We start from the raw sequence: 14,202 nt of genomic DNA on the forward strand, positions 1-14,202 counted from the left end.
GCGCACGCCGAGCTCCCCCCGAAGAATTACAACGCCGCGCGCCACACCGTTATCCGGGGCGCGCGGCGGCAGCTCTTGCGGCGAACATACCCGTAACGCGTCGGGCCCGCGCACTGTCCAGGCAGCGGAATATTGACGTCCAGAAGAAGGGGAATTCCCTGCGGCCTCAGTGGACTACGGGCGGGAATTCGACCCGGATTTCGAGACCGCCTTCCGGCAGCGCCTCGGCGTGCAGATCCGCGTCGTGGGCGGCCGCGATGGCGGCGACGATGGACAGGCCGATGCCCTGGCCGTCGTGGCCGCCGAGCCGGGTCGCGCGCAGCCGCTGGAACGGCTGGAAGATCAGTTCGAGCTGGGACGGGAGGACTTCGGGCCCGGTGTTGCGGACGCTCAGCGCCGGTCGGCCCGCGCACAGGCCCGTCCGCACCCGTACCTGTCCGCCGGGCACGTTGTGCCGGACCGCGTTGTCGACCAGGTTGATGATCAGGCGCTCGACCAGCGGCGGGTCGCCCAGCACGGCGGCCGGCGCCAGCTCGCCGCCGATCCGCACCCCGGCCGGGCCGTCGGTGTCCCGCGGCCGGTCCAGGTGGTCGGCGGCCAGCGCCGCCAGCTCCACCGGCACCCGCCGGTCCAGCCCGCGCTGGCTGCGCGCCAGCGTCAGCAGCGCCTCGATCAGCTTCTCCTGCCGGGCGTTGCTGCCCAGCACGCGGACGCACGTCTCCCGCAGTTCGGCGGCGCTCGCGTCCGGGTCGGCGAGGGTGATCTCCAGCAGGCTGCGTTCGAAGGTGAGCGGGGTGCGCAGCTCGTGGGAGGCGTTGGCGACGAACCTGCGCTGCGCCTCGAAGGCGCCCTCCAGGTGGTCGAGCAGCGCGTCGAACGTGTCGGCCAGGTCCTTGATCTCGTCGGACGGTCCGGGGGCGCCCAGCCGCCGGTGCAGGTCGTTGGCCGAGATCTCCTTCGCGGTGTCCGCCATGGTGCGCAGCGGCCGCAGCGCCCGGCCGGCCATCAGCCAGCCCAGCCACACCGACAGGAAGGTCAGCAGGACCAGCGCGATCCCGGAGGAGGTGAGCAGCTTCTCCAGGTAGTCGCTGCGCTGCTGTTGGAGCTGCTGCTCCAGGTCCACGGTCGGCGCCGGTACGTCGGCGCCGAGGCCGAGGCCGCTGGGGGTCACGGACGCGGCCGGCGGGGCGGGCGGCTCGACACCGGCCCACGGCGGGCGGCCGGCCACCAGCAGGTAGACCACGGTGAGCAGCAGCACCCCGGTGACCAGGAAGAGCGCCCCGTACAGGAGGGTCAGGCGGAGCCGGATGGTCCAGCGGACCTTGGCGAAGGGGCCGGAGGCGGGACGGCCGGAAGGGGGGCGGCCGTCGGCGGACCGGCCGGGCGCCGACCGGCCCCGCTTCGGGTCGCCGGACGGGCGTCCGCCGGACGTACGGCGGACCGGGCGGAGTGTGCGGCGCATCCCCGGCCTCCCCTCAGATCCGATAACCGGCCTGGGCGACGGTCTCGATGAGCGGCGGGTCGCCCAGCTTGCGCCGCAGCCGGCTCACGGTCACCTTGACCGTGTTGGTGAACGGGTCGGCGGCCTCGTCCCAGGCCCGCTCCAGCAACTCCTCGGCGGAGACCACCCGCCCGCCGGCCGCCAGCAGCAGTTCGAGCACCGCGAACTCCTTGGGGCTGAGGTCGAGCCGGGTGCCCGCGCGCTGCGCGGTGCGCTTGCCCGGGTCCAGCTTGAGGTCGGCGTGGCACAGCACCGGCGGCAGCGCGGGCTGGCTGCGGCGGCTCAGGGCCCGGATCCGGGCGACCAGTTCGGCGAAGGCGAACGGCTTGGGCAGGTAGTCGTCGGCGCCGCTGGTCAGGCCCTCGACCCGGTCCTCGATCGTGGCGGCGGCGGTCAGCATCAGCACCCGCGCCGGGTAGCCCTCGGTGATCAGCGTCTGGCACACCTCGTCGCCGTGCAGACCGGGCAGGTCGCGGTCGAGGACGACGACCTCGTACCGGTTGACGGCGGTGCGCTCCAGCGCGGCCGTCCCGTCCAGGACGACGTCGACCGCCATGCCTTCCCGGCGCAGGCCCGCGGCCAGCGTCTCCGCGAGATCGCGATGATCCTCCACCACCAGAATCCGCATGGCCCCCACCGTCGCTTCGGCACCGTTGTCTGTGATCTTGCACGGTGGGCGGTTACCGCGGTGTAAGGGCTGATCGGGGGTTACAGACGCCTAACACCCGATGTTCCGCCGCGGTAACCGCCCGGTTGCTGAACTGGCTTCCAGACATCCAGCGTCCCAGAGGAGTTGACATGTCGGCACCGTCCGAAGAAGAAACACCACCCCGCAGGAAGCGCAGGCTGTTCGCCGTACCGCTGCTCGTCGCGGCACTGGCGGCCGGCGGGACCGCCCTGGTGCTCCAGACCTCGTCGTCCGCGGCCCCGGCCGCCTCGTCGCAGTCCGTCGCCGGTGCGGCGCAGGCAGCGTCCTCGACGTCCGCTTCGGCCGGTACGGGCAAGGCGGCCACCGGGGACTCGGCGACGCGGGAGCGGCAGGCCGAGGCGTTCACGCAGTGCATGAAGGACAACGGGATCAAGGACTTCCCGGGGATCACCATCAAGGAGAACGGGCAGCTCCAGCTCAAGGCCGGCGGCAACATCAACCCGGTCTCCAAGGCGTACCGGGCCGCGGCCAAGGCCTGCGCGTCGAAACTGCCCGAGAACAGCAGCCTGCCGAAGGAGCCCACGGCGGTGACGCCCGAGACTCCGCAGCTCGGTTTCACCTGCACCGAGGACTGCCCGGCAGCGCCCAAGGCACCGAGTCTGCCTTCCGAGTTCTGACCTTCCGGCAGTACGTCCAACCGCCTCCATTGGGCGGTTGGACATTCTCGGTATGCCCCTATTCCATGGAATCCGGCCTGTAACCGCGGCGTAACCGCACACCCGGCATCATGGAAGATTCGCACCACGCCCAGGAATTCCGGCCGTTGTTCGAATAACCGCTCCATTCGGTCCACCGGGCCCGGCGGCCGCCGAATTCCATGGCCTCCCCCAGGGCCGCCGGAGACCACGCGGCCGCCCCGGCCGTCCCCCGTGCGCACGACGACCGGCCGGGGCGCCGCACCCCGGTCTCCGGCGGTCCGCCCCGCCGCCGGCCAGCCGTACCGCACCGCGGCCGGCCGGCGGCTCCACCATCGAAACCGTCGCCGCGTCGCCCCCGCGCCAGGGAAACGTAACGTTTTCGTGGCAGAGCAGAACATTCGTACGGGGAGTAATCCCATAGGGTCGAGCGGTGATCGAACGTCGAAAAGGGGCACACGCCCGGACCACCGCCGCCGCGGGCGGCCGCTGGTCCGTCCTCAACCGGTGGTGGGCCGCGAACCGCCGCAGACTCCGGCTCCGCCGCCCGGCCTACCCGCGCCCGGGGCGCACCGGCTTCCGGCGCTGGGTGCCGTCCTGGCGCCAGACGCTGGGACTGGGCGGATCCTGCTTCGGCGCCCTGGCCATCCTTCTGGCGATCATGTACGCACGCACCGAGATACCCGCCGACCTCAACGCGTTCGCCACCCAGCAGGACAACGTCTACTACTGGGCCGACGGCACCGAGATGGCCCGTACCGGCGACATCAACCGGCAGGACACACCGCTCGACGCCGTCCCCGAACACGTCCGCTGGGCCGCGCTCGCCGCCGAGAACGAGACGTTCTACTCCGACAGCGGCATCTCGCCCAGCGGCATGGTGCGGGCCGTGACCCGGATGGTCACCGGGGGCGACACCCAGGGCGGCTCCACCATCACCCAGCAGTACGTGAAGAACGCGTACCTCAACCAGGACCAGACCTTCACCCGCAAGCTCAGCGAGATGTTCATCGCGATCAAGCTCGACAACAAGATGACCAAGGACGAGATCCTCGAACGCTATCTGAACACGAGCTGGTTCGGGCGCGGCACCTACGGCATCCAGCGTGCCGCGCACGCCTACTACGGCAAGGACGCCGCCCAGCTCAACGCCAGCGAGGGCGCGTTCCTCGCCTCGCTCCTCAAAGGCGCCGCGCTGTACGACCCGGCGCTCGGCGCCGAGCCCCGCAAGCGCGCGGTGGAGCGCTGGAACTGGGTGCTCGACCGGATGGTGGCCATCGGCAAGCTCTCGCCCGAGGAGCGGGCCCGCTACACCCGCTTCCCCGAGCCGCAGGCCCCGCCCAAGCCCGCCGGGCTGACCGGCCAGAACGGCTACCTCGTGGAGACCGCCCGGGCCTACGTCGGCGCGCACACCGACATCTCCGAGAAGGAGTTCGCCCTCGGCGGCTACCAGATCCACACCACCTTCGAAGCCCCCCGGATGGCCGCGCTGACCCGGGCCGTCGAGTCCGTACGGGCCAAGCTCGACCCGGGCCGCCGCGCCGCCGACCGCCACGCGCGGATCGGCGCGGCCTCGGTGACCACGGACGGGCGGATCGTGGCCCTGTACGGCGGTCCCGACTACCTCAAGCAGGGCTTCAACGACGCCAACTCCTCGGTGGTGCCGGCGGGCAGCGCCTTCACGCCGTTCGTCTACGCGGCGGCGCTGCGCGACGGCGTCGAGCGCGAGCGCGGCAAGCCCCGTACCCCGGTCACGCCGGCCACGGTCTACGACGGCAACAACAAGATCACGCTGCGGACGCCGGAGGGCCCGTACTGGGACCGTGCCGGAAGGATCGCCAAGGCGGAGAACGACGGCGGGAAGTCCTGGGGCAGGATTCCCCTGAAGAGCGCGGTCGCGCAGTCCGTCAACAGCAGCATCATGCAGTTGGGCATGGACGTGGGCCTGGAGCGGGTCGGCAAGGTGGGGGTGCAGACCGGGCTGCTGGAGAGCAGCCTCGGCGAGAAGCTGCCGTCCTTCGCCCTGGGCACCGCCACGCCCAGCGCGATCCGTATGGCCGACGCGTACGCGACGTTCGCGGGCCGGGGCAAGCACAGCGAGCCGTACTCGGTCGGCAAGCTCATGCGCAACGGCAGCGACGTGCCGGTCGAGAAGCCGGCCGCCGCGCAGGTGCTGCCGCAGGACGTGGCGGGCGCCGTGGACGACGCGCTGCGCGAGGCCGTCAGCCGGGGCTCGGCCACCGCGGCGAAGGCGGCGGGCCCGGGAGCGGCCGGCAAGACGGGCACCGAGCAGGACAACAAGTCGGCCTGGTTCGTCGGCTACCGGGGCACCGTGTCGACCGCCGTCTCGCTCGCCCGCATCGACCCCAAGAGCCAGGAGCTGCTGCCGCTGGACGGCATCGGCGGCCGGGCGAAGGGCGCGGTCGGCAGTTCGTACCCGACCGACATCTGGACGCGCTACATGACCGCCACCCGGTAGGGGCGCAGACCGGGAAAGCCCCCGGCCCGCGTCCCTGTTCCCGGGACCGCGGGCCGGGGGCTTTCGCGTGCTCCCGGTGTACCGTCGGCCGTCGCCGTCGCCGGGCTACTTCACCACCGACGACCAGTCCGTGATCTGCGCCGGGTCGAGCCCGCGCATCCGCTCCAGGACCGCGGGGTCCTGGGCGTCCAGCCAGTCGGCGACCTGCTTGAAGGTGACGCAGCGCACCCCGTCCCGTTTGCAGACCGCCTTCACGAGGTCTTCGATGGCTTTCATGTAGATGCCGCCGTTCCAGTCCTCGAAGTGGTTGCCGATGAACAGCGGCGCCCGGCTCCCGTGGTAGACGCGGTTGAATCCGTTGAGGTAACCGTCCCGGGTCAGCTTCCGCCACTGCGCGTACTTCGCCGGGTCGCCCTTGGTGTTGTCACCGGACTGGTTGTACAGGAAGTTGAAGTCCATGGACAGGACCTGCTTCTCGCTCTGCGGATACGGCAGCAGTTGCAGCGGGAAGTTCCATATGCCGTTCTTCTTCGACGGCCATATCTGGAAGTCGCCGGGCGAACTGGCGTCGTAGCGCCATTTGTAGTCCTTGGCCGCGGCGAGCAGGTTCTCCTGGCCCTCCAGGCACGGCGCACGCCCGCCCACCAGCTCCTTCTTGTAGTCGAAGGGCAGCGGCGGCAGGTTCGTGTAGCCGGTGTTCGTCTTCCAGTTCTGGACGAAGGAATACGCCTGGTCGATCTCGCTCTTCCACTCCGCGACGCTCCAGTCGCCGCCGCCCTTGGCCCCGCAGAAATGGCCGTTGAAGTGGGTGCCGATCTCGTTGCCGTCCAGCCACGCGCCCCGGAGCTGGCGCAGGGTGTCCTTGATGTGTTCGTCGGTGGCGTACGAAATCGCCGAGGCGCCCGGTTTGTGCTGCGGCGGCTTGTACATCGTCGCCTTCGATTTCGGCAGGAGATAGGTGCCGGTGAGGAAGAACGTCATCTTGGCGTTGTTCTCCTTGGCCACCTCCCGGAAATGCGAGAAGAGATGGTCGTCGCCCTCCAGCGCGCCGTCCCAGGAGAACACCACGAACTGCGGCGGCTTCTCGCCGGGCTTGAGCTTCGTGGGCTTGGGCTGGTTCGGCTGGGGCCCGGTGTACGACGTCGAGCCGTCCCCGAGCACCTTGACCTTGCCGTCCCACTTCTCCTCGGGCTTCGGCTTCGGTGTCTCCTTGCCCGCGCCACCCTCCGGCGGGGCCGGCCGCGGCTGGGCGGCGTCCTGCGTCGGCGCCGCCTTGGTGTCCCCGCCCTGGTCGTCGGGGCCGCAGGCCGTCAGGCCGAGGGCGAGAGCCGCCACGGTGACCAGAGCCGGCGCGCCGAGCACGCTCTTCTTCGACATTTCCCTACCCCCTGGCACCAAAACACGTGTTCTGGCCCAAGTATCACAGAGGAGTCATGCCGCTCATCAGCCCCGGCGCCCAATTGCGTCACACCGCACACCGCGGGCCCGGCCGGTCCGCCGGGCCCGCGGCCTGCCGTCAGGTGCGGTAGGCGTAGTACACCGAGTCCGGGTAGGACGCGATGATGCTCGCCACCGACTTCCGGTAGGTGTTGGTCGAGTGGTACGTCAGGTACGGCACGCCGTAACTGCTGCGGTACGTGGTCATCATGGAGTGGTCCTTGGACCCGTCCCCGTCGAAGTCCATCTGCATGACATCGCCGACGTCCATCTGGTAGACGTTCGACAGGCTCGTCACGCGCTTGGAGTTCAGCGCGTACCAGGACCACTCGTTGGCCCCCACCCAACTGTCGGACTGGTGGTTCGCGTCGTACCACCACTTGCGGTAGTCCGAGGCCGAGCCGCCCTCCGTCTTCCAGCCGCCCGCCTTCAGGGCCTGGCTGAGGAAGTTCGTGCAGTCGCCGCCGGCCGCGTTGAACTTGCGGTACTCGGGGTTGTAGTTCCGCCAGTACTTCTCCGAGTACGCGGCCATCGCGGCGTAGTCGAGACCGCCGGTCAGCTCCTTGCGGGGCGACGGGCGCAAGGGCCGCGAGATGTCGGCGCGGGGCGCGCTGGGCATGGGGTTGCCGTCGTCCGCGACCGTCGCCGCCCGCAGGGTGGGGGCGTTGATGGCGCCGGGGCCCTCGTCGCGGGACCTGATCCCGGTCAGCTCCCAGGTGCCGCCCGGGACCGCGGTGAAGTCCATCTCGTGACGGGCCTTGAAGCCGGTGGTGGCCGGCTCGTCACCGCGGATCTTCTTGTAGGTGAGCGTGGTGCTCTCGGTGACCTCCACCGTGGCGTGCCGGCCGGTGAGCCGGGTGCTGTCCACGGTGACGCGGGTGTCGGCGCCGGTGTACGCCTCGCCCAGGTCGGCGAGCCGCTTCTTGCGGGCCCGCAGCGAGGACGCCCCGGCGTCCTCGGCCCGCGCCAGGCGCGCCGACAGGCGCACCTGCTTGCGGGGCAGCTCGGCTATTCGGCCCGAGCGGTTGTCGAGCAGCGCCGCCGTCCGCCGGGTCAGTACGGCGTCGGCGGTGCGGCTGAAGGTCTGCGTCGTCGCCTGGTCCGCGGTGGCGGTCCGCGGCGCCGCGGCGGCGGACGAAGCAGGCAGGCACACGGCCACCGCGGCCACGGTGAGCACCGTGCCGACGGCGGATCTGAGGATCGTTGATGTCACGAATTTTCCCCTTGTCACCCCGGCCCACCCCGGGCCGGGCAGCGAATCTTTGCACAAAAAGCCCAACAGTGGATCACTGGTCCGAAGAAGGCCGCGCCCACCGCCCGCCGGGGCCCCGCGCGGCCCGCCGGATCGATCACGAATCGAGAAGCGCCGGCCCCCGTCCCCGGCTAGCGTCATGGCCGTGGACGGCACCGTCCGCACCGGAGAGACCGCGCAGGCGGACTTCGTGAACGAGGGAGACCCGATGAGCAAGGCCGTACGACCGGACCCGCAGTCCCCTGCGCCGCACGTCGCCGACAGCCACGACCTGATCCGCGTGCACGGCGCGCGGGAGAACAACCTCAAGGACGTCAGCATCGAGCTCCCGAAGCGCCGGCTGACGGTGTTCACCGGGGTCTCCGGTTCGGGCAAGAGTTCGCTGGTGTTCCACACCATCGCCGCCGAGTCGCAGCGGATGATCAACGAGACGTACAGCGCCTTCGTGCAGGGCTTCATGCCGACGCTGTCCCGGCCCGAGGTGGACGTGCTGGACGGGCTGACCACCGCGATCGTCGTCGACCAGCAGCGGCTGGGCGCCGACCCGCGCTCCACCGTCGGCACCGTCACCGACGCCAACGCGATGCTGCGCATCCTCTTCAGCCGGCTCGGGCAGCCGCACATCGGCTCGCCCGGCGCGTTCGCCTTCAACGTCCCCTCGGTCCGGGCCAGCGGCGCGATCACCGTCGAACGGGGCAGCAAGAAGGCGGTGAAGGCCACCTTCAGCCGGACCGGCGGCATGTGCCCGCGCTGCGAGGGCCGGGGCACGGTCTCCGACATCGACCTCACCCAGCTCTACGACGACACGAAGTCGCTCGCCGAGGGCGCGTTCACCATCCCCGGCTGGAAGTCGGACAGCTTCTGGACGGTACGGGTCTACGCCGAGTCGGGCCTGCTGGACCCGCACAAGCCGATCCGCGACTTCACGGAGAAGGAGATGCGGGACTTCCTCCACCGGGAGCCGACGAAGGTCAAGGTCGAGGGGGTGAACCTCACCTACGAGGGGCTGATCCCCAAGATCCAGAAGTCGTTCCTGGCCAAGGACCGGGAGGCGATGCAGCCGCACATCCGGGAGTTCGTGGACCGGGCGGTCACCTTCCAGACGTGTCCCGAGTGCGACGGCACCCGGCTCAGCGAGGCGGCCCGGTCGTCGCTGATCGACGGGACCAGCATCGCCGACGCCTGCGCGATGCAGATCAGCGACCTGGCCGCCTGGGTACGCGGCGTCACCGAACCCTCGGTGGCCCCGCTGCTCACCACCCTCGGGCACACCCTCGACTCGTTCGTGGAGATCGGCCTCGGCTACCTCTCGCTCGACCGGCCGTCGGGCACCCTGTCGGGCGGTGAGGCCCAGCGCGTCAAGATGATCCGCCACCTCGGCTCGTCGCTCACCGACACCACGTACGTCTTCGACGAACCCACCACCGGGCTGCACCCGCACGACATCCAGCGGATGAACAACCTGCTGCTGCGGCTGCGGAACAAGGGCAACACGGTGCTCGTCGTGGAGCACAAGCCGGAGACCATCGCCATCGCCGACCACGTCGTCGACCTGGGCCCCGGCGCGGGTACGGCGGGCGGCACGGTCTGTTTCGAGGGCACCGTCGAGGGACTGCGGGCCAGTGGCACCGTCACCGGCCGCCACTTCGACGACCGGGCCGTCCTCAAGGAGACGGTGCGCAAGCCCACCGGCGTCCTGGAGATCCGCGGCGCCACCAAGCACAACCTGCGGAACGTCGACGTGGACCTGCCGCTCGGGGTGCTGTGCGTGGTGACCGGCGTGGCGGGCTCCGGCAAGAGTTCGCTCGTGCACGGCTCGCTGCCGCCCGGCGCGGGGGTGGTGTCGGTCGACCAGGCGCCGATCCGCGGTTCGCGGCGGAGCAACCCGGCGACGTACACCGGGCTGCTCGACCCGGTCCGCAAGGCGTTCGCGAAGGCCAACGGGGTGAAGCCGGCGCTGTTCAGCGCCAACTCCGAGGGCGCCTGCCCGCACTGCAACGGTGCCGGGGTCGTCTACACCGACCTGGCGATGATGGCCGGCACCGCCTCCACCTGCGAGGAGTGCGAGGGCAAGCGCTACCAGCCGTCGGTGCTGGAGTACCGCCTCGGCGGCCGCGACATCAGCGAGGTGCTCGCGATGCCGGTGACCGAGGCCGCGGAGTTCTTCGGTGACGGCGAGGCCCGGACCCCGGCGGCCCACCGCATCCTCGGCCGGCTCGCGGACGTCGGGCTCGGTTACCTCAGCCTCGGCCAGCCGCTGACCACGCTGTCCGGCGGCGAGCGGCAGCGGCTCAAGCTCGCCACGCACATGGCCGAGAAGGGCGGCGTGTACGTCCTCGACGAGCCGACCGCCGGGCTGCACCTCGCCGATGTCGAGCAGTTGCTCGGGCTGCTCGACCGGCTCGTGGACTCCGGCAAGTCGGTGATCGTCGTCGAGCATCACCAGGCGGTCATGGCGCACGCCGACTGGATCGTCGACCTGGGCCCGGGCGCCGGCCACGACGGCGGCCGGGTCGTCTTCGAGGGGACGCCCGCCGATCTCGTGGCGGCCCGCTCCACCCTCACGGGCGAGCACCTGGCGGCGTACGTCGGCGCCTGACCGGGCGGCCGGCCGGGGCCGAAGACCGAGGACCGGGCCCGAAGCGCGTCACTTCACGGAAACCGGCGCCAGAATTCCAGGGTGTGCTCCCCCGCGTAATCGACCGGTGCGATCCGGTCGGTCGCCAGGGAATGGGTGTACGGACGCGCGTCGGCGTTCCGGTACGGGCGCCACATCGGCAGCCGGGGCCCATTGGGCGTCCCGGTGCGCGCGAAAGCCGCCCAGTGGTCCGTCATGACGTCCGAAAGCCATCGCTGCGCAGCGGTGAAACGCCGCTGCGCGGCCTCCTCCTCGAACAGATAAGGCGTATCGCCCGCGTGATAGGCGCCGAAGTCGAAACGGCCCGGCAGGGGGAGGTACATGGGGGCGTTCCGGTCGGCGAACTCGTAGGCGTAGGTCGGTACGCGCCGGGCCAGGGCCGTGTGCTGCGCGTACGTCCCCCTGGCCCACATCCGGTCGGTGACGACCGCGGACCACGCGATGGCCGGTGAAGGGAATTCCGTCAGCGGGTACCGCGCACGCACCCGGCCCGCCCGCTCGCCGAACGCGGTCGCGAGAGCCTGCCGGTAATTCTCTTGCGTAAAGGGCTTGTTGACGGCGTCGTACTGCATGCCCACGAACGTCCGGTGTTCGTCGCGGGTCGCCCCGGAAAGCACCGGTACCCGGTGGAAACGACCCGCGCGCAGGGCGTTCGGCGGGAGTTCCGGCAGTGTCGCGTTGCCGTATCCGAACGCTTGGAAGGCGTTCATGATGTACGGCACCTTGAGGATTTTCTTGACCGGCAGGGCCCGCAGACACCGCAGGGTCCGTGCGGGATCGGGTGCCGCGCAGCCGAGCGGGGCGGTCATCTCCGCGCTGATCGCCTCCATCTCCCGGGCCGGGCGCCAGACGAACCACGGATAACCGGGGACGCCGGGCCCCATGGTCCCGGCGGGCATGTCCATCATGCCCTCGCCGCTGGACAGCGCGGCCCGGTGGAACAGCCCCCGGGCGCCCGGCGAGGTGAGGTGCCCGGTGATGGCCGAGGCACCGTACGAGGAACCCGCCACCGTCACGTTCCCCGCGTCACCGCCGAAGACGCCCGCGTTGCGCCGTACCCAGCGCAGCGCGGCCTGCTGGTCCTGGAGGGCGAAGGTCCCCGAGCCCTTGAGGCCCGGGTGGGCGAAGCCGCCGAAGACCCCCAGCCGGTAGTTGACCGTGACGACCACCAGGCCGCGGTCCGCGAGCCGGCGCGCGTCGAAGAAGCTGCCGCCGCCGACCGAGCCGTCCCCGTGGATCCACACCAGTACGGGTGCGCGCTCCCGTACGCGGGCGGGCGCGGTGACGTTGAGGACCAGGCAGTCCTCCTCCTCGCTGGAAACCTGCGCGTACGGGGACGGGACCTGCGGACACAGCGGCCCGGGCCGGGTGGCGTCCCGGACCCCGCGCCACGGTGCCACCGGGCGCGGAGCCGCCCAGCGGTAGGCGCCTTCGGGCGGTCCGGCGTACGGGATGCCCTGGAAGGTCCGGTGCCGGGCGGTCCGGAAGCCCCGCACCAGGCCGGTGTCGGTCCGTACGGTGACGCGGTCCTGCCCGGCGCCCGGCTCCGGCCGCGCGCCGGCGGGTGCGGCCGGAGCCGCGCTCCCCGCGCACAGGAACGCCACGAGCACCGTGGCCCCGGCCCTCCTCTTCGGCCCTCCGCGACTCCTCATCAGCGGTCTCCTCCCAGAAGCGGCGCCGGGCCGCGCGGCCGCGCGGCGCGCACCGGTCGTGGAGGAAACGGCGGCGGTGCTCCGACGGACACGGCCGGGCTCGGCCGGACGCCCACGTCCCGCCCGGCGGAGCCCCGGTGTGCCCGCCATCCGCTGGGTTCAGTCCGTCGCTCCCCGTACCCAGGCCGTCGTCCACGGCGGCAGCCGGTCGCCCGTGACGGGCGCGGAGGACAGGAGCAAGGTGCCGTCAGGCAGCGGCTGTGGGGTGCCGGACAGGTTCGTCAGGCAGTGCCAGCCGCCCGAGCGGCGGAAGTGCAGCAGCCCTTCGGCGACCACGGCCGGGCCGCCGACCCATTCCAGGGTCTCGTCGGCGAGCAGTTCGCGGCGCAGGCGCAGGGCGGCGCGGTACAGCTCCAGGGGCGTGGCCGGGTCGCCTTCCTGCGCCTCGACGGAGAGTTCGCCCCAGTACGGCGGCTGCGGCAGCCAGGACCCGCCGCTGCCGAAGCCGTACGAGTTGCCGTCGCGCCGCCAGGGCAGCGGCACCCGGCAGCCGTCCCGGCCCTTCGACCGGCCCTGGCTGCGGGTCCACACCGGGTCCTGGAGGTCGGCGCGGTCGAGGTCGGCGACCTCGGGCAGGCCGAGTTCTTCGCCCTGGTAGAGGTAGGCCGCGCCGGGCAGCGCCAGCATCAGCAGGGTCGCGGCGAGCGCCCGGCGCAGCCCGTACGCGCGGTCGAGGGCGGGCGCCCGGCCGTCGGACAGCAGCCACGCCTCCTCGTCGCAGCCGTCCGGCAGGCCGTGCCGGGAGGCGTGCCGGATCACGTCGTGGTTGGAGAGCACCCAGGTCGCGGTGGCTCCTGCCGCGCGGGCGTCGGTGAGCGCGGTGTCGATGGACGCGCGTACCTCGCCGGCGTGCAGGGACGCCGTCAGGAAGTCGAAGTTGAAGGCTTGGCCGAGTTCTTGCGGAGTGGCGTAGGCGGAGCGGCGGGAGTTGCGTACCCATGCCTCGGCGACCGCGATGCGCGGCGGGTCGTACTCGTCGAAGACGGTGCGCCAGTCGCGGAAGATCTCGTGCACCTCGTCCCGGTCCCAGAAGGGGTGGCTGCCGTCCTCGGGCAGGTCGTCCGGTTCGTACGCCTCGACGCTGCCGATGTCGCGGAGTGGCGCGGCCAGGTCCTTGGCCAGGCCGTGGGCCACGTCGACGCGGAAGCCGTCCACCCCTCGGTCGGCCCAGAAGCGCAGCGTCGTACGGAACTCGGCGCGCACCTCGGGGTGGTCCCAGTTGAAGTCGGGCTGCTGCGGGGCGAAGAGGTGGAGGTACCACCAGCCGTCGGGCAGCCGGGTCCAGGCGGGCCCGCCGAAGCAGGAGATCCAGTCGGTGGGCGGCAGTTCGCCGTGCTCGCCCTTGCCCTGGCGGAAGACGTACCGGTCCCGTGCGGCCGATCCAGGGGCGGAGCGGAGTGCCTCCTGGAACCAGGCGTGCTGGTCCGAGGAGTGGTTGGGCACGATGTCGACCATGACCTTCAGGCCCAGCCGGTGTGCCTCGCCGGCCAGCGTGTCGAAGTCGGCGAGGGTGCCCAGGCGCGGGTCGACGTCGCGGTAGTCGGCGACGTCGTAGCCGCCGTCGGCGAGCGGGGAGGGGTAGAAGGGGCTGAGCCAGACGGCGTCCACCCCCAGTCCGGCGAGGTGGCCGAGCCGGGAGGTCACGCCGGGCAGGTCGCCGACGCCGTCGCCGTCGGAGTCGGCGAAGCTGCGCGGGTAGACCTGGTAGACGACGGCCTGCCGCCACCAGTCACGGCTGTCGCGGCCGGCGTTTCCGGTGCCTGCGGCGGAGTGCTGTGCGGTCACGTGGCTGCCTTTCGGTTCGTGGTACGGAAGGAAGGAGCCCCCGGAGACACGTAC

Annotated in this window: 9 protein-coding genes; 3 read left to right on the top strand and 6 right to left on the bottom strand. The window is 71.5% G+C overall.

Annotated elements, in window-relative coordinates:
• Positions 1-166 precede the first annotated feature (166 nt).
• Together EJG53_RS03420 and EJG53_RS03425 are read right to left on the bottom strand one after the other, a co-directional pair.
• Positions 167-1,462: a sensor histidine kinase gene (locus EJG53_RS03420; protein ID WP_244954956.1), complete on the bottom strand. Its 1,296-nt coding sequence runs from the start codon at positions 1,460-1,462 to the stop codon at positions 167-169.
• A gap of 13 nt (positions 1,463-1,475) precedes the next feature.
• Positions 1,476-2,129 (bottom strand): response regulator transcription factor, encoded by a 654-nt coding sequence (locus EJG53_RS03425; protein ID WP_125043527.1) that lies wholly within the window; start codon positions 2,127-2,129, stop codon positions 1,476-1,478.
• A 170-nt stretch (positions 2,130-2,299) separates the two neighbouring features.
• On the opposite strand from EJG53_RS03425, the gene EJG53_RS03430 reads away from it, so the two are divergent.
• A complete protein-coding gene (locus EJG53_RS03430; RefSeq protein ID WP_125043528.1) occupies positions 2,300-2,827 on the top strand; it encodes a hypothetical protein in 528 nt (175 codons plus the stop codon).
• Between the two features lie 451 nt (positions 2,828-3,278).
• A complete protein-coding gene (locus tag EJG53_RS03435) occupies positions 3,279-5,324 on the top strand; it encodes a transglycosylase domain-containing protein (protein WP_125043529.1) in 2,046 nt (681 codons plus the stop codon).
• 105 nt (positions 5,325-5,429) lie between these two features.
• Here EJG53_RS03435 and EJG53_RS03440 read toward each other — a convergent pair whose 3' ends face one another.
• Positions 5,430-6,701 carry a polysaccharide deacetylase family protein gene (locus EJG53_RS03440; RefSeq protein WP_125043530.1) on the bottom strand — a complete coding sequence of 424 codons (1,272 nt, stop codon included), beginning with the start codon at positions 6,699-6,701 and terminating at the stop codon, positions 5,430-5,432.
• Between the two features lie 139 nt (positions 6,702-6,840).
• Positions 6,841-7,974 (bottom strand): amidase domain-containing protein, encoded by a 1,134-nt coding sequence (locus tag EJG53_RS03445; RefSeq protein ID WP_244954957.1) that lies wholly within the window; start codon positions 7,972-7,974, stop codon positions 6,841-6,843.
• Positions 7,975-8,221: 247 nt separating this feature from the next.
• Here EJG53_RS03445 and EJG53_RS03450 point away from each other — a divergent pair, with 247 nt between their 5' ends.
• A complete protein-coding gene (locus tag EJG53_RS03450; RefSeq protein ID WP_125049129.1) occupies positions 8,222-10,612 on the top strand; it encodes an ATP-binding cassette domain-containing protein in 2,391 nt (796 codons plus the stop codon).
• A gap of 53 nt (positions 10,613-10,665) precedes the next feature.
• Here the strand turns inward: EJG53_RS03450 and EJG53_RS03455 are convergent, their stop codons facing one another.
• On the bottom strand, positions 10,666-12,303 hold the full coding sequence (locus EJG53_RS03455; RefSeq protein ID WP_125043531.1) for a carboxylesterase/lipase family protein: 1,638 nt from the start codon (positions 12,301-12,303) through the stop codon (positions 10,666-10,668).
• Positions 12,304-12,462: 159 nt separating this feature from the next.
• Positions 12,463-14,148 carry a glycoside hydrolase family 13 protein gene (locus EJG53_RS03460; protein ID WP_125043532.1) on the bottom strand — a complete coding sequence of 562 codons (1,686 nt, stop codon included), beginning with the start codon at positions 14,146-14,148 and terminating at the stop codon, positions 12,463-12,465.
• Positions 14,149-14,202: the final 54 nt, after the last annotated feature.

The organism is Streptomyces chrestomyceticus JCM 4735, from assembly GCF_003865135.1.
In the GTDB taxonomy this organism is placed as follows: domain Bacteria; phylum Actinomycetota; class Actinomycetes; order Streptomycetales; family Streptomycetaceae; genus Streptomyces; species Streptomyces chrestomyceticus.

Coding starts and splice junctions, on each gene's coding strand:
- EJG53_RS03420 (WP_244954956.1), bottom strand. CDS start 1,462: ATGCGCCGCACACTCCGCCCGGTCCGCCGTACGTCCGGCGGACGCCCG.
- EJG53_RS03425 (WP_125043527.1), bottom strand. CDS start 2,129: ATGCGGATTCTGGTGGTGGAGGATCATCGCGATCTCGCGGAGACGCTG.
- EJG53_RS03430 (WP_125043528.1), top strand. CDS start 2,300: ATGTCGGCACCGTCCGAAGAAGAAACACCACCCCGCAGGAAGCGCAGG.
- EJG53_RS03440 (WP_125043530.1), bottom strand. CDS start 6,701: ATGTCGAAGAAGAGCGTGCTCGGCGCGCCGGCTCTGGTCACCGTGGCG.
- EJG53_RS03450 (WP_125049129.1), top strand. CDS start 8,222: ATGAGCAAGGCCGTACGACCGGACCCGCAGTCCCCTGCGCCGCACGTC.
- EJG53_RS03455 (WP_125043531.1), bottom strand. CDS start 12,303: ATGAGGAGTCGCGGAGGGCCGAAGAGGAGGGCCGGGGCCACGGTGCTC.